This is a genomic window from Streptomyces sp. NPDC058000 (assembly GCF_042886435.1).
Lineage (GTDB): Bacteria > Actinomycetota > Actinomycetes > Streptomycetales > Streptomycetaceae > Streptomyces.
The window spans coordinates 51030-65401 of sequence record NZ_JBHVQS010000010.1; the positions used below are offsets into that span (position 1 = coordinate 51030).

General features: G+C 68.5%; 14 protein-coding genes and 2 pseudogenes. 6 read left to right on the forward strand and 10 right to left on the reverse strand.

Annotated elements, in window-relative coordinates:
• Positions 1-15 precede the first annotated feature (15 nt).
• The gene (locus ACFVT2_RS13105) at positions 16-414 is read left to right on the forward strand and encodes a winged helix-turn-helix transcriptional regulator (RefSeq protein ID WP_390016124.1); all 399 of its coding nucleotides are present in this window, start codon (positions 16-18) and stop codon (positions 412-414) included.
• 320 nt (positions 415-734) lie between these two features.
• Here the strand turns inward: ACFVT2_RS13105 and ACFVT2_RS13110 are convergent, their stop codons facing one another.
• The 6 genes and pseudogenes from ACFVT2_RS13110 to ACFVT2_RS13135 all read right to left on the reverse strand — a co-directional run bounded on the left by ACFVT2_RS13110 (position 735) and on the right by ACFVT2_RS13135 (position 5936).
• Positions 735-1124, reverse strand: a complete 390-nt coding sequence (locus ACFVT2_RS13110) for a 3-hydroxyacyl-CoA dehydrogenase family protein (RefSeq protein WP_390016482.1) — start codon at positions 1122-1124, stop codon at positions 735-737.
• A 63-nt stretch (positions 1125-1187) separates the two neighbouring features.
• Positions 1188-1531: pseudogene (locus ACFVT2_RS13115) on the reverse strand (3-hydroxyacyl-CoA dehydrogenase NAD-binding domain-containing protein); the annotation flags it as partial.
• Between the two features lie 55 nt (positions 1532-1586).
• Entirely contained in the window at positions 1587-2324 is a 738-nt protein-coding gene (locus ACFVT2_RS13120) for an acetoacetate decarboxylase (RefSeq protein WP_390016127.1), read from the reverse strand.
• 113 nt (positions 2325-2437) lie between these two features.
• Positions 2438-3214, reverse strand: a complete 777-nt coding sequence (locus ACFVT2_RS13125) for a crotonase/enoyl-CoA hydratase family protein (protein ID WP_390016129.1) — start codon at positions 3212-3214, stop codon at positions 2438-2440.
• Between the two features lie 123 nt (positions 3215-3337).
• Positions 3338-4558, reverse strand: coding sequence for a CaiB/BaiF CoA transferase family protein (locus ACFVT2_RS13130; protein ID WP_390016131.1), 1221 nt, complete (start codon positions 4556-4558; stop codon positions 3338-3340).
• 100 nt (positions 4559-4658) lie between these two features.
• Entirely contained in the window at positions 4659-5936 is a 1278-nt protein-coding gene (locus ACFVT2_RS13135) for an acyl-CoA dehydrogenase family protein (protein WP_390016134.1), read from the reverse strand.
• A gap of 316 nt (positions 5937-6252) precedes the next feature.
• Between ACFVT2_RS13135 and ACFVT2_RS13140 the strand changes: the two genes are divergently transcribed.
• Entirely contained in the window at positions 6253-6732 is a 480-nt protein-coding gene (locus ACFVT2_RS13140) for a hypothetical protein (RefSeq protein WP_390016136.1), read from the forward strand.
• Positions 6733-6809: 77 nt separating this feature from the next.
• Positions 6810-6953 (forward strand): annotated as a pseudogene (locus ACFVT2_RS13145) (IS5/IS1182 family transposase); the annotation flags it as partial.
• A 25-nt stretch (positions 6954-6978) separates the two neighbouring features.
• Here the strand turns inward: ACFVT2_RS13145 and ACFVT2_RS13150 are convergent.
• Entirely contained in the window at positions 6979-7464 is a 486-nt protein-coding gene (locus ACFVT2_RS13150; RefSeq protein WP_390016139.1) for a MarR family winged helix-turn-helix transcriptional regulator, read from the reverse strand.
• A 114-nt stretch (positions 7465-7578) separates the two neighbouring features.
• Between ACFVT2_RS13150 and ACFVT2_RS13155 the strand changes: the two genes are divergently transcribed.
• The 3 genes from ACFVT2_RS13155 (at position 7579) to ACFVT2_RS13165 (ending at position 10160) form a co-directional block, all read left to right on the forward strand.
• Positions 7579-8118, forward strand: coding sequence for a hypothetical protein (locus ACFVT2_RS13155; protein ID WP_390016141.1), 540 nt, complete (start codon positions 7579-7581; stop codon positions 8116-8118).
• 201 nt (positions 8119-8319) lie between these two features.
• Entirely contained in the window at positions 8320-9762 is a 1443-nt protein-coding gene (locus ACFVT2_RS13160; RefSeq protein WP_390016143.1) for a hypothetical protein, read from the forward strand.
• A gap of 161 nt (positions 9763-9923) precedes the next feature.
• Positions 9924-10160 (forward strand): hypothetical protein, encoded by a 237-nt coding sequence (locus tag ACFVT2_RS13165; RefSeq protein ID WP_390016146.1) that lies wholly within the window; start codon positions 9924-9926, stop codon positions 10158-10160.
• 379 nt (positions 10161-10539) lie between these two features.
• On the opposite strand, the gene ACFVT2_RS13170 is transcribed toward ACFVT2_RS13165, so the two are convergent.
• The 3 genes from ACFVT2_RS13170 to ACFVT2_RS13180 form a co-directional block, all read right to left on the reverse strand.
• Positions 10540-11484 carry a thiamine pyrophosphate-dependent enzyme gene (locus ACFVT2_RS13170; RefSeq protein ID WP_390016485.1) on the reverse strand — a complete coding sequence of 315 codons (945 nt, stop codon included), beginning with the start codon at positions 11482-11484 and terminating at the stop codon, positions 10540-10542.
• Positions 11379-11738, reverse strand: a complete 360-nt coding sequence (locus ACFVT2_RS13175) for a thiamine pyrophosphate-binding protein (RefSeq protein WP_390016148.1) — start codon at positions 11736-11738, stop codon at positions 11379-11381. The genes ACFVT2_RS13170 and ACFVT2_RS13175 overlap by 106 nt, the downstream gene beginning before the upstream one ends.
• Positions 11739-12744: 1006 nt before the next feature.
• On the reverse strand, positions 12745-14187 hold the full coding sequence (locus ACFVT2_RS13180; RefSeq protein ID WP_390016151.1) for a peptidoglycan-binding protein: 1443 nt from the start codon (positions 14185-14187) through the stop codon (positions 12745-12747).
• Positions 14188-14372: the final 185 nt, after the last annotated feature.

Below are 14372 nucleotides of genomic sequence, written 5' to 3' on the forward strand. Positions count from 1 at the left end.
TGAGGAGCGTTCCACGTGACCACGGACTGCCACACCGGGCAGCACGCCCACCACGACGTCTACGCGGCCCAGTGCCCCTGCCGCGCCATGCTGGACCTGCTGGCCAACAAGTGGTCAGCCCTGGCCATCGGAGCCCTGGAAGACGGCCCACAGCGTTTCGGCGCTCTGCAACGCCTCCTGCAAGGGGTAAGCCCCAAGGTGCTCACCCAGACCCTGCGACGCCTGGAGGACGCGGGGCTCGTCGACCGCACCGTCTATCCCGCCGTCCCCCTGCACGTGGAGTACGCCCTGACCGCCCTCGGCCACAGCGCAGCCGTGCCGCTGCGCTCCCTGCGCACCTGGGTCGAGGACAACATCGACAACGCCGCAAGCGTGCCGGGCTACCAGGAGACGGGCCCGCCGCCGGCGAAGTAGCCGCCGGACGGGCCACCGGGGCCAGTCCAGTCATGGCCAGGCACACGACGCATCCGTGCCCTCCTGGACTCACGTGGAATAGGGGTACCGTCCATAGAACAGCCGGCCGTGACCGGGAGGTCGGCGGCTGGCCCTTCGTCCGTCGAAGGAGGTCACACCGGCCGCGTGGAGCGGGCCGCCTGGGCCGGTCCTGCGGTGGTCCAGGCGGGCCGGTGGGATACAGGGGTTCACCACGTTCCAGCCATCTGCCGCTGCTGAGCCGCATTCTTGCATCCAGCACGAGTGGGGGATGGTGCGACAGCTGAACCGTTGTACCGGGCTCACGCCGAAGCGTGGAACCGAGCCTCGCCCAGCGCGCGCATCACTTTGATCTGCGCTTCGTCGCGTTCGGCTGCCAGCGTGTCGATCGGCTCGTCGCTGACGGCCTGCTGGGAGAGGAGTTTGACGGTGGGGTCGTCGAAGGTGGGGGTGCCGAGGTCGTCCCACAGGCTCTGCAGGCTGGAGCCGAGGTGTTCCAGGAAGTGCGGCAGGCCGCCGGGGCCGCCGCCGAGGGCGAAGGTGCGGAAGGGGCCTTCGACGGCCCAGCGCAGGCCGATGGAGGAGGTGACGATGTCATCGAGTTGCGACTCGGTCACCACTCCTTGGGTGACGAGGTTGATTGCCTCGCGGAAGAGTGCCGCCTGCAATCGGTTGGCGACGAATCCTGGCACCTCTTTGCGCAGGACCTGTGGCTTCTTGCCGAGTGCGGCGTAGAAGGCGACGGCTCGCTCGACGGCGGCCGGATCGGTCTTCTCGCCGGGGACGACCTCTACGAGCGGGACGAGGTGCGGCGGGTTGAAGGGGTGGCCGACGACGAGCCGTCCGGCTGTTTCATCGCTTCGGCGATGTCGGTGGCGCGGATGCCCGAGGTCGAGGTGAGCAGCAGCGTGTCGGGGCGGGTGGCTTGCTCGATGCGGGCAAAGAGGTCCTGTTTCAAGTCGAGGCGTTCGGGGCCGTTTTCCTGGACGACGTCGGTGTTGGCGACGGTTGTGCGGAGGTCGGGTTCGAAGCGCAGGTTGCGGGTGAGGCCCGTGGTGGGCAGGCCGAGCGCGCTCAGTGCCGGGGTGATGTCGCGCAGTTGGTCTCGTACTTGCCTCTCGGCGTCGGGGAGTGGGTCGTTGACGGTGACGGGGTCAGTGGTTGAGGTAGTCGTGGACGACCTCGGGGGGTGCGAGGGTGAGGTCGGTGAGGACGTGGCGGGCCGAGAGGATTTCCAGGACGGGCAGGTCGGCCAGAGGGGCCAGGGCGTGCTGGAAGAGCTGGAGTGGGGCGGGGCCGGTCCAGGCGCCTTTGACGGTGATGTCGGTGATCTGGGTGCGGACGAGTTCGCAGATGCGTGGTCTGCCGTCGTATCCGGGCAGGAGTTTCAGCATGAAGGTGGGGGCGCAGATCTCGTCGCGTGCTTGGTTCGCGTCCAGTGGGGCGTGCTTGTAGCCCATGATGGCGGTGGCCACTCGTAGTGAGCCGTAGTCGAGGGTGCCGACCAGGGTGTCGGAGTCGATGGTGAGCGACGGGGCGCCGAGTTTCTTGGGGAAGGCGCTGATCTCGCGGCCGCTGGCGATGGCGGGGAAGCCGTTCACGTACATCGCGAGGTTGTATTCGCCTCGCTCGCCTTCGTAGTCGACGGAGAGCACCTGGCCGGCCTCGGTGTAGTCGCCCAGCCCGGTGGTGTCGGGCATCCGCATGACCTCGAAGCGCACGGTCGGTTCGGCGACGTGAAGGGGCTCGGGGACCAGGCACTCCAGGGGCCTGGGGTCGGTGCGGTAGGTGATGGTGAGGTACTCCCGGTCGGTGAAGCGGTAGGGACCGGGAGGGAAGGCTGGGGCGTCCAGCGGGGTGGTCAGTTGTTGTCGCACGTCTTGGATGCGCATGGTCGGACCTGAGTTCTGCGTGGTGTGCGGATCGGTGGCCCCGGTCGGCCGTGGAACGAGTCGGCTGGGGGGCTGCGGCGGGCGCGCGCCACGAGGGCCCACCGGGGGCCGGTTCAGCGGCCTTCCCAGTGAGGCGAGCGCTTTTCGGCGAAGGCGTACGCTCCTTCCTGTGCGTCGTGGGAGGCGAGGACCGGTGCGACGAGCTGGTCCTGCTGGCGGAAGGCGTCCTGGTCGCGGTAGGCGGTCCGCTCGTTGACCGCGCGTTTGACGGCGGCGATGGACAGCGGGGCGTTGCGCGCGATTCGGTGCGCGAGTTCCAGGGCCTTGTCGAGGGCCTGGCCGGGTGGGGTGAGGTGGTTGACGAGGCCGAGCTGTTCGGCTCGTGCGGCGGGCAGGGGTTCGCCGGTGAGGAGGATTTCCAGGGCGATGTTGCGGGGGATGCGTTCGGGCAGGCGCACGATGCCCCCTTCAGGGGGGACGAGGCCGAAGGTGACCTCGGTGAGGCCGAAGGTGGCGTTCTGGGCGGCCACGATCAGGTCGCAGGCGAGTGCCATCTCGGTGCCGCCGCCCAGGGCCCAGCCCTCGACGGCCGCGATGAGCGGGGTGCGGGGTTGGGAGCGGGTGAGGCCCGCGAAGCCACGCCCGGGTATGACGGGGGTGTCTCCGGCCGCGTACGCCTTGAGGTCCATGCCTGCGCTGAAGGTGCCGCCGGCGCCGGTGAGCACGCCGACTACCAGGTCATCGCGGGCGTCGAGTTGGTCGAACGCGTCAGCCAACGCCCGTGCGGTGGCGCCGTCGACGGCGTTGGGTACCTTCGGCCGGTCGATGGTGATCACGAGGATGCCGTCGTGTTCTCCGGTATGCACGGTGGGGGCGTCGATGGTGGGCATGGTGGTGATTCCTTGTCTTCCCTGTGCAAGGTGGGACGTTGACCGCTGAGGGCACAGGGCTCTTCGTCCGCGGTGCCGAGGTGCTCGTCGCGTGGTGTCGGTGCTGTCGGTTTCGGTTCATCGCTAGTGCGGGATCGCTTCGGCGGTCCGCAGGGACTCGATGTCGTCGGCGTCGAAGCCGAGTTCCATGAGGACAGCTTCGGTGTGTTCACCCAGGTCGGGTGCCGGGCATGGGGGGACCTTCTGCTCCTGGTCCAGGTGCACGGGGCTGTTGACGGTCAGGTGTGGCTCGCTGCTGCCGTCGTCGATCGGCACGAGGATCTGGTTGGCCAGGAGTTGGGGGTCGTGGGCGCATTCTTGGAGTGTCTGGACGACTCCGTAGGTGAGGCCGGCGGCGTCGAGTACCTCGCGCCATTCGGCCAGCGGACGGGTGGCGAACCGCTTGTCCAGCAGGTCGACGATCTCGGAGGCGTGGGCGCGCCGGCTGGCGGTGTCGTGGAAGCGGGGGTCCTCGGCGGCCTCGGGGTGGCCGATGGCCTTGAGGAAGAGGGGGACTTGCTTGTCTTCGTTGGCGAATGCGAGCAGGATCCAGCGGTCGTCCGCGGTGCGGTACGCGTTGGCCAGGGCGTTTGGTGGGTCGGAGCGGTCGAGGGGGTGGGGGGTTTTCGCGCCGAGCAGGACGGCCTGCAGCCACATGCTGGCCGCCCAGGCGCCTTCGGCGATCAGGGACGCGGTGACGCGTGCGCCCTGACCGGTCTTCTCGCGCCGGTAGAGGGCGGTCATGATGCCGGCGAACAGGCTGATCGCGGTGGGGTGGTCGCCGGAGCCGAACGCGTTCATGGTCGGGGGTGCGCCGCGTTGGCGGGTGACGTCCATCAGGCCGCTGCGTGCCCAGAACGCTGTGACGTCGAAGCCGGGCAGGTGGGCTTCAGGGCCCTGCTCGCCGAAGCCGGTGACGTCGGCGTAGATCAGCCGGGGGTTGAGGGGGGCCAGATCGTCGTATTCCAGGCCCAGCTCGGCCCGGGTGTGGGGCGGGAAGTTGGTGACCAGGACGTCGGCCCACCTCACCAGCCGCTCAAGTACGGGCCGGGCGCCGGGCGACTTCAGGTTGAGCTCGATGCTGCGCTTGTTGCGGCTGTCCAGTTGCCAGGGGTAGTTGACCCCGTCGACGTGGGGGTTGGGGGGTACTCGGCTGAGGGCACGGTAGCTGTCGCCGGTGTGTGGCGGTTCGACCTTGACGACGTCGGCCCCGAAGTCACCGAGCACGGTGGCTGCGGCTGGTCCGGCGATGAAGCTGGCCAGATCGACGACGTGCAGTCCCTCCAGCAAGGGCGTGTTCTCCATGGCTGGTTCCTCTTCCGCCGGATGTCCGTCCGGGTGTCGTTGCCCTCCTTCGCGGCGCTGTCTGCCTGTGGGCCGCCCAGGGAGCCGGGCGGCGCGGATATCACTGGCCGGGAGGCGTGGGGACGAAGGCGCTGAGTCCGGTGATGTCGCGGCCGACGATCAGTGCCTGCACCGTGTCGGTGCCCTCGTAGGTGTCGATGGCCTCGATGTCGCACAGATGCCGAGCCACGTTGTAGTCGAGCAGGATGCCGTTGCCGCCGAGCATGTCGCGGGCGTCGGCGAGGATGGCTCGTGCGCGTTCCGTGTAGTGCATCTTGGCCAGCGCGACCCGCGGCATCGAGAACTTGCCCTCGTCCATCAACTGGCTGAGCCGGTACTGCATGCACACCATGTCGGTGATGTCCGCCAGCATCCGCGCCAGCCGGTACTGGATGAGCTGGAAGGCCGCCAGCGGCGTCCCGAACTGCTTGCGCTGCTTGGCGTAGGCGAGGGCGGTCTCGTAGCCGGCCATCGCGGCGCCGATGGATTCCCAGGCCACACAGAATCGTGAGGCCATCAGGACCTTCTCGGTGTCGCGGAAAGTGTGGGACTCGGCCAGCCTGTTCTCGGCGGGCACACGGACGTCTTCGAGGGAGATCTGCGCGTTCTGCACACAGCGCAGGGCCGTCTTGCCCGCGATGAACTGGGCGTCGAACCCCGGCGTGCCCTTCTCGACCACGTACCCGCCGACATGCCCGTCGTCGCCGCGAGCCCAGACGATCACGTAGTCCGCGAACGTCGCGTTGCCGATCCACCGCTTGTGGCCGTTGAGCACGTACGACCCGCCGTCCTGGTGCGCGGTCGTCTCCAGCTTGACCACGTCCGTTCCGTGAGCGGGTTCGGTCAGACCGAAGGCGCCGATCTTCTCCAGGCGCGCCATCGGCGGCAGGAAGCGTTGCCTCTGCTCCTCTGAGCCGAGTAGCGCGATCGACATCATGGCCAGCGCCGAGTGCACACCGGAGAAGGTGGAGATACTCAGATCGCCGCGGGCGAGTTCGAGTATCACGATCCCGGCCGTCACATTGCTCATCCCCGGACAGCCGTAGCCCGGGATCTGGAAACCCGTGATACCCAGCTGCGCCAGCTTGGGGACCAGTTCGTGGGGGAACTCCGCACGCTCCCAGTAGGGGTTGATGATCGGGATGACTTCCCGGTCCATGAAGTCACGTACCCGGCGACGCAGTGCCTGCTGCTCGTCCGTGAGCAGATCGTTCAGCAGGTAGTAGTCCGTGTACTCGGGGCCACCCAGCACGGGGGGCTGGACGACCGGATGCCCGTTCCCGGGGCCGACGGTGATGATGTCGACGGGCATCATCGTGTCCTGGCGTTTCGCGTTCATCCGTCCGACGCTCCTTTTCGGATTTCGCTTCGTACCCTTCCGTAGCCCCCTCGACCCAGGCTAGGAGAAAGTGAAAAAGGAGCCATCAGGCGCAGAATACGAACTTTCTCAAGGGATTTGTGCGCACAACCCAATACACGCGTGGTGACCGTCCTGGCACAGAAAGGAGCGGGCCATGGAAAGGCCGCGCGTCCACTGCCAAGCGCCTGTCCGCCCTGGCGCACACTGCCAATGCCTCCACTGAGAAACACCGTTGAGGACCTTTGCCCGGGAGTGCCGGATGGCAGCGGTCCACACCAGCACTTAGGGTGGTGACATGGCCGGGGGCAGCCGCGTTGTCACGAAACGCCTATCGGTCGTGGCGTCGAACGTTGCGGCGCACATCTCGGAAGTCAGCCGAGACGCGTGGGAGCGCATTCTCGCCGAAATCCCACAGCTAAGAGGCGACGAGATAATCCTCAACATTCTCAAAGCGGGTGTCGAGGAAAACATCTCCACAATGCTGCACGTCTTTGAGAACGACATGCCGCTGGAGAATGTTGAGGGGCCGGCGTCGGCATTGGATTATGCGCGACGGCTGGCCCAGCGCAATGTTCCCATCAGCGCGCTCATCAGGGCCTACCGAATCGGTCACTGCCGATACTTGCAGTGGTGCCTCGACGAACTCCACCGCCAAGAACCCGATGCCGAAGAGGCCATGGGGCACCCACTCCATGAACGCCGCACCGACTTGGAAGTAGCACTGCTCGCAGTTCAGTACCTCGGCTCGCCTCTCCTTCTGCCGGCGGTCCCGTAATGATGTGACCGCTGACAAAGACCGTCTTGTCGGCTCACGTCCAGCAGCACTGCGATGCCGTCGCCAGCGTCGACCAGACGGCCGGCCGACACCGCAACGTCATCGAACGCCGCTTCAACCGGCTCAAGCACAGCAAGGCCCCGCCCACCCGCTACGACCAACACGCCCGCCACCACCGAGACCTGGTCACCATCGCCCGCCTCAGGCTCCGACTGCCCTGACAATGCGGATGGCCCAGGCCCTCGGTCAAGCCCGCCGCCGCCCCTTCCGGACCGGCGGGCCGGAGGACGGGGCGGGGAAGCGGTGGGGGGCCTGGTCGGCCACAAGGAGCTGGTACAGGCGGGCAAGGGCTGCTGTGAGGGCAGCCCGCTCGTCCTCGTCCGCAGCGGCGAGGGCCGCGGTGAGGGTCCTGTCGGCGCGCGAGGCCCGGCGTTTGCCGCCGGTGGCGCGGACGTCGTCGGTGAGGTCGACGAGGGTCTTGCGGCCGTCGTCGGGATCGGCCGAGGTAGCGGCCCAGCCCCGTTCGGTGAAGGTGCGGACGCTGGTGGAGACGCGGCTCTGGGCCAAGCCGGTGCGCTGCGCGATGTCCTTGATGGCGCTGCGGCCGTTGAGGAAGAGGTCTTGCAGGACGAGGAACTCACCTGGGGCCAAGCCGAGTTCGTTGGCGCCCATGTCTTCGAGGGCGATCTCGGCGAGGCGTCGGCCGAGCTGGTACAGGTCGCTCATCTCCATCCCGCCAAGATACATCTCGGCATATGCATCTCGATGAATCCATCTTGACAGATACATTCCATTGGATGCATCTTCGGAGATGTAGATGAGCGGTCACTCTTCCTGGAGGACACCATGAGCGTCAGCGACTACCTGCTCTACACCGGTCTGTTCGTCGCGATCCTCGCCACCCAGCTCGGCACCCGCCGCCCCGACGCCAAGCGGCTGTTGCTGCCCGTCGCGATCGTTGCGGGCGTCGGCTTCAAGTACCTGCGCGACATCCCCTCCGGGAGCACGGCCCGGCTGATCGAGGCGGGTGGGCTCGCCGCCGGGCTGCTGTTCGGGCTGGCCTCGGTCGCACTCATCAAGGTCCACCAGGACCCAGCCGACTCGCGCCTGGTGACCGTGGCCGGCTGGCCGTACGCCGCGCTCTGGACACTCGCGATGGTGCTGCGCCTCGGCTTCGCCTACGGCTCCACCCACTGGTTCACCCACGCCCTGGCGACGTTCTCGATCCAGCACCACATCCCCGCGGCCGCCTACGGCACCGCGTTCGTCCTCATGGTCCTGGCCATGATCACCGTGCGGACCGTGGGCGTCCTGGTCCGTGCCCGCGCCCAGGGCGCCACTGTGAACGTCGGGTCCCTGCGCGTCGCCCGCCGCCTCGTCCACTGAATGACGCGCCGGTACAGAACGAGGCGGTATGCCTGCGAATGCCCTTACGGGCAGATGGGCAGCACCGGCCAGACCGCTCGATCCCCCTGGTCCACCCGCCGCGCACCACTCCACCCGGGCCCCTCATCGGTGAGCGCGGGGCCAACCCACTTCCGTCGGGGAGCTCCCGTACGCTCTCCGCTGCGTAGGACAGGAGTCCTCATGCGTACCGTGTTCGCTTCGCGCGCCGCCGCCGTCGCGGCCACCGTCTTCCTCTCCATGGGCGCGGTCTCGGCCGCCGCCTGCCCCGGGCGCGGGGTGCCGCTGCCCCCGCACAACCCGTACGCGGGCCCGGACGGCACCGCCACCATGCACGCCGACACCGGCTCCTCGGACAGCACCCGCCTGCCCGGTCCCGGCACCGGCCCCCTCACCGCACACCTCGCCACACTGTCCGCCGCCTGCCCGACCGTGCTCGACGGAGCCGACGGCCACCCCGTCGCCCTGTGCACGACGCACGCCGGCCAGATCCCCACGGTGCACCTCCTGGACCCGTACACCGGTGACTCACTCGCCCAACTTCCCCTGACCAAAGGCTCGTTGCTCGGCAGCGTCTACGCATACCTCGACAACCGCGACCGCCTCGTGGTCGTCGACGGCAACCACGACCTGTTGCGCATCGCCCACCGCAAGAACGCGGACGGCTCCTGGCATCTGTACGTGGACCACTCACTGTCCCTGGCCGGAGCCGTCCCGGCGGGCGACGGGGTGGTGGGCTTGTCCCCGGACTGGCACGGGCGGGTGTGGTTCGCCACCGGAAACGGCGTCATCGGAACCGCCGACGACCGCACCGGGGTGGTCAAGGCCCTTGCCCTGCCGGCCGGTGAGCAGATCGCCAACAGCATCTCCACCGCCCCGCAAGGGACGTTGGTCTCCACGACGTACGCGACGTATCTGCTGGCCGCCTCTGCCGACGGCACCCCGCACGTGCGCTGGCGGCAAGCCTACGATCGCGGGCCGGGCCGCAAGCCGGGGCAGCTGAGCTGGGGCACCGGATCCACACCGACCTTCTTTGGCCCGCGCACCGGCACCGACTACGTCACCCTCGTCGACAACGCCGCCCCCACCGTGAACCTCCTCGTCTACCGCACCGGCGACGGCCGGCAGGTCTGCAAGATCCCGGTGTTGAAGGCAGGCGGCAGCGGCAGCGAGAACTCGCCCATCGGCGCGGGGCGTTCGGTGTACGTGGCCAGTACGTACGGCTACCGCTACCCCGCGCTACCACCGGGCTCCGGGCCGAGCGTGCCACCGTCGGCCGACTTCACCGGCGGCATGAGCCGGGTCGACGTCCGGAACGACGGGAAGGACTGCGACCTGAAGTGGGACAACACCGTCCGCTCAGCCGCCATGCCCCGGCTCTCCCTGGGCGACCACCGCATCCACACTGTGCTGCGCGAACCGGCTGCCCCGGGCTCGAAGACTCCCTCACCCCAAGACCGGTTCGCCTACGCCCAGATCGACCCCGGCACCGGCAAGGTCACCCGCACCGTGCCCCTGGGAGCAGGTGAGCCCTACGACACCCTCCAGCAGGTGGGCACCATCGCCCCCGGAGGCGTCGTCTACGAAGGCACCATCACCGGCATCCTGCGCATTGCCCCGCGCTGACGTGCCGCAACGGCCCCGACGGCGGCCGGCCGCGCACATACCGGGGCGGAGCGTCAGGCGCCGCCCCAGGGCATGACGTGTCCGTGACGACCTCAGAGTGTTCGCCGTACCGCAGACGACGCCATACGGTCACTCCTGCACGGCCCACGGCCTGACCGCGCATGTCCCGCGCGGACATGGTGAGCTTCCTGGACGCCTACGAGACCGAGTGCTTCGCCTTCAGCCCGGGCGGGCATCGGGTGGCCATGTCCCACCGCGACCGCCTGGCCAAGGACTTGCTGCCCCTACTGCCGCTTGCCGGCTCACGTACACCGTTCGACCCCCCGCTCCCGAGCACGTCCGGGCACCGCTCGCACTGCCAAGGCCCCACCCGGCCGCACACGCCGCCGTCGAGGTGATACTCCGATCGCGAGCGATCGCCGTACGCGCGCTGCCTCCCCGCAGCACGCCTCTGTCCGTCATCGATCCGGCCGCCAAACGCAGTTACCCGAACGGATACAAGATCGCCGAGGTCGGCCCCGTCGGGCGCCCGGTGCGGACGGGCGGTTGCCCGTACCTCGCCGCACCGCCGACCGACGCCTGGTGGAGAGGTCGTGTGACAGAGCACGAATGAACCGGGTGCCCAAGTCACAGCGCCGAGAGATGCCGGCGGTCGCACGCTCGTGGCGGCGTCGCCGGTCCGCGCGTCGAGCTCGCGTACCCGGTCGGTTCGGTCAGGCCCGCCGACGCTGATGACCACCCCGTCCAGCCACTTGAAGGCATCGCGGAACGCATGGCCTACAACATCGCCTTCTGGGGTTGCGTGGGCACCACGATGACCGTGGTGGTGCCGGCGGTCAGAGCCGAACTGAACTCCCGCTCCAGGTCCTGAGTGGTTTCCACGTCGACCGCACGGCATCCGAAGCCACGGGCCACGGAGGCGACGTCGATCCCGGGCAGGTCGAGTCCCGGCACTCCCGGAGTCTCCTCCAACACGGCGAACGACTTCAGGATGGAGTACTCGTGGTTGCGCATGACCACGTAGACGATCGGGAGGTGGTGCTGGGCCGCGGTCCAGATGGCCTGCACGGAGTACTGGAAGGAGCCGTCGCCGATCAGGCCGACCACCGGCCGTTCGACGCCCCTGCCCCGGTCGCCGAGTGCGACTCCGACCGCTGCCGGGGTGCCCCAGCCGATCCCTCCGCTGGCCGTGGCGAAGAACGATCCGGTCCGGACCGTGGGAAGCCACTCGACCTGCTGCTCCATGGTGGAGGTCGATTCGTTGACGATGACCGCTTCAGGTGGCCGAACCCTGCTGAGGGCGGCATAGACCTCCGGTGGCGTGAGCGGCCTGTTGGGCGTCTGGGGCAGCTTGTGGGGCCGCGCCATCGGCTCCGGAGTGACCCGGGTCGCTCCCTCGGCGACCATGTCCCCGAGCAGTTCGATCGCCGTCGTGGGATCTCCCAGGAGGCTGTCGCCCACCCGCGCCGCCGCGGCAACGGACGGATCGCCGGTGATCTGCAGGAGCTCCGTGCCTTCGGGGAGGTAGTCGCCGGGCACGTAGGGGTAGTACCGGAACACCTCCGCGCCGATCACGACCACCAGATCGTGTCCCGCCAACCGGTCGCTGATGGTCTTCACCGACATGCCGAGCGGGCCGCCGAAGAGGGGATGGTCCTCGGGGAAGGAGGCGCGGTCCAGCAGCGGGGCGCCGTAGACGGAAGCACGCAGCTTCTCCGCCAGGGCGTGTTGCCGTGGTAGGCCGCCACCAGGTTGCCGACGGCGTTCCCCAGTCCGGCCGAGGAGTGCACGTTGACCAGTGCGGGGCGGCGGGTCACCTGGGCGAAGGTGTCGGCCATCGCGAGGACGGACGCCTCCTGCAACGCCAGGACGTAGGTGAAGTCCTCGGGGAAATCCTGTAGGAAGGGCTGTTCCGTGGAGCCGGGATTGCCGAAAACCGTGGTGAGCTTCAGGGTCCGCAGCAGATCGTAGGTCACGCTACGGACGGTGGACTGCTCAGCCATTGTCGCCACCGACTTTCATACTGGAGTTGGGCGCCGGGTCAGCGGCCCCTCAGTGGGGTGAGTGCTGCTCGGTGACGGCTCCGGCGCGATCCTTCGCGTCGTGGACGCCCGGAACCGGTGCTCCAGTCTGATCCTGTTCGACACACACGTCCGCGTCGCGACACGCGATCCGTTCGGTGACGACATGTCTGATGACTGCCCCCAGCGGAGCGTTGTGCGCTTGACAGCCTCGACCTGTCGACGGCCTGCCCCATCCGTCATCCGATCCCGGCGGTCGTGGGACTGGCCTGAGACTGCCCCTGTCCTCTCCGTCGATCTGCGCCACGAGTGCACACGAGGCGTTGCGTACGCCACATCCCCGCCTGCCTGGAGGCGCCCCCATGCTCCGCAGACCGCGCCACTTTCTCAGCCCCAGTGTCAGGTCAGCCACGGGCAAAGGAGGCGTGGGCGGACCAGGGCTATTGGCGCCGAGGGCGTGCAAGCTCGGCGAGCGGCGAGCTCCCCTGGCCCACCCAACGGCCGGCCCATTACCCCACACGCTTCGACCTTGACCACTCACGGCCATGCCGTAACTACTCGGTGCGAGTCCTGTCGTTGGCCCACCCCTGGTGGTGCTCTCTACGTCTCGAAGGCCCTGCCCCGTGCAGCGTCCCCAAGCGCCCTGAGCCGACACGGGCCGGCGGACGCCGGGGACGTGGGTCACGTGCGGCCCCTCGCGTCGAGAGGAGCCGACACGGAACGGAATGTCCAGGTAGTGCGCTGTGCGCTGTAGGCGTCACCTGCTCAAGGCGAGTACGGGGTTCGGGGCCCACGATGAGTGCACACACCTCGCTACGTCCGTTACGGGGGCGCAGCATCACAGCGCCTGGCTGATGTCGCTCGGCAGCACCGGGCCTGTCTTGTCGTTCACGCCGATACGGGTCCCGTCGGGCCGGGTGCCAAGGCCCACGGGGCCGGGGGGAAGGTGTTGCCGCACGGTTCAAGAGCTGCCTGCACGCGTGGTGTGCGCGGCGGTAGGGGAGAGACCGCGGTCTTGGAGTTGCTGGGTGTAGAGACTGGTGGGGAGGGTGTGGGTGCCGGGGGGCTGGACCTGGCCATCACTGCCCTTTTGGAGAGTGCCAGTGCAGCCGATGGCCCAGTTGTGGGCGGTGGGGGGTTCTTGCACCATGTAGCTCCGGGTGGAGCAGTTGTAGGCGGTGCTGTTGGCGTCGGACCAGCCGTGGCCGCCGCCCCGGCTGCCGTTGTTGACCAGCAGCAGTGAGCCGTCGAGGGTGACGTTGTCGTACAGGGTGCCGCTGCCCCAGCGCTGGTGGCCGCCGGCGTCGTAGGTGTCCTGGACCAGGGTTGCCTTGCAGTCGGCGAAGACGTTCGGGCCCGCCTGGCGGCCGTAGGTGGTGAAGGCGTGGACCTCGGTGGCGGTCACCGCGCAGTTCTGCACGAGGTTCTGCTGGCCCTGGAGGAGATATGCCTCGGACCGGGCGGAGCTGCCGGTGGTGATCATGTCCAGGGCCTGGGTGTGTACGACGGAGATGCGGCGCGACTGCGGGCCGAGCGCGGTCTGGCCGCTGCCGCCGAAATGACGCCAGGTGACGTTCGTGATCCAGGAGTCCTGGACGGCGTGGAACTCCCAAGGGGCTGCGTTGTAGAAGGACTTGGCGTAGTCCGGAGCCGCCGCCATTGCCTGGCCGTCCAGGCTCAGGTTCTCCAGGCCCACATGGTCGATACGCGTGAACGTATAGCGGTAAACGCTGGCGTGCGTGTACTGCTTCTCCAGCGCGTTGGTCAGCGGCACGTCCAGCGTGAGGCGCTTGCCGTGGACGGCGGTGATCTTCCGCTCGAAGCGCAGGATCCAGTTCGGCGTGAAAATGCCATGCATGCCTATCGCGTCGATCCACGCCTGAGTGGTCGGACGTTCCACCACGACCTCGTCGCCCGCCTTGAGCCCGCTGGTATCGGCTACCGTCACCTCCCGCGCGCCAACGGGGACACAGGCGTCGGTGACCGGCGTCGGGGTGCCGACAGTGGTGTACGAGGCTTTGGTGCCTATCGTCACCAGGGTGCGGGCACTCGCGGTGTCGGCGACGAGCGTCGTACGGGATACTCCGGCACCACGCAGGACCACACCGCTCGCCTTGAGGTGCAACTGCCCTGCGATGTGGTAGCTGCCCGGGGCCAGTTGGACGGCGCCGCGCAGCCCGTGGGCGTCCGGTCGCAGCGCGGACGCCTTGTCGATGGCCGCCTGGACGAGGGCGGTGGCGTCACCCGCCCCCGGCGCCGGCACGGCCACCCGGACGGGCACCGTCGGCAGCGGCACGCCCCCGCCCTCGTAGCCCGCATAGGAGTAGTCGGGGATGCGGTTGCCCTGGGCATCGTGACCGTAGACCAGGCGCCCCCCGTTCAGGCCGAGCCACTTCCCGTCCACTGGGGCGGAGGCTGCGGGCTGGGGCCGGGGACCGGTGCTGCTCTGAGTGACAGTCTGGGTCAGCACGACAGCCACTGCCCCGGCCAGGAGGGCAGCAGCCGCCACATGTGCGGACCGGCGTCGGCGCATCGGGTTTCTGGCCTGAACCACGAGATGTCTCCTGTCATCGCAGCATGAGGGGAAGG

Coding starts and splice junctions, on each gene's coding strand:
- ACFVT2_RS13120 (WP_390016127.1), bottom strand. CDS start 2,324: ATGCGCATCCAAGACGTGCGACAACAACTGACCACCCCGCTGGACGCC.
- ACFVT2_RS13160 (WP_390016143.1), top strand. CDS start 8,320: ATGCGTACCGTGTTCGCTTCGCGCGCCGCCGCCGTCGCGGCCACCGTC.
- ACFVT2_RS13165 (WP_390016146.1), top strand. CDS start 9,924: ATGTCCCGCGCGGACATGGTGAGCTTCCTGGACGCCTACGAGACCGAG.
- ACFVT2_RS13140 (WP_390016136.1), top strand. CDS start 6,253: ATGGCCGGGGGCAGCCGCGTTGTCACGAAACGCCTATCGGTCGTGGCG.
- ACFVT2_RS13150 (WP_390016139.1), bottom strand. CDS start 7,464: ATGGAGATGAGCGACCTGTACCAGCTCGGCCGACGCCTCGCCGAGATC.
- ACFVT2_RS13135 (WP_390016134.1), bottom strand. CDS start 5,936: ATGAACGCGAAACGCCAGGACACGATGATGCCCGTCGACATCATCACC.
- ACFVT2_RS13125 (WP_390016129.1), bottom strand. CDS start 3,214: ATGCCCACCATCGACGCCCCCACCGTGCATACCGGAGAACACGACGGC.
- ACFVT2_RS13130 (WP_390016131.1), bottom strand. CDS start 4,558: ATGGAGAACACGCCCTTGCTGGAGGGACTGCACGTCGTCGATCTGGCC.
- ACFVT2_RS13155 (WP_390016141.1), top strand. CDS start 7,579: ATGAGCGTCAGCGACTACCTGCTCTACACCGGTCTGTTCGTCGCGATC.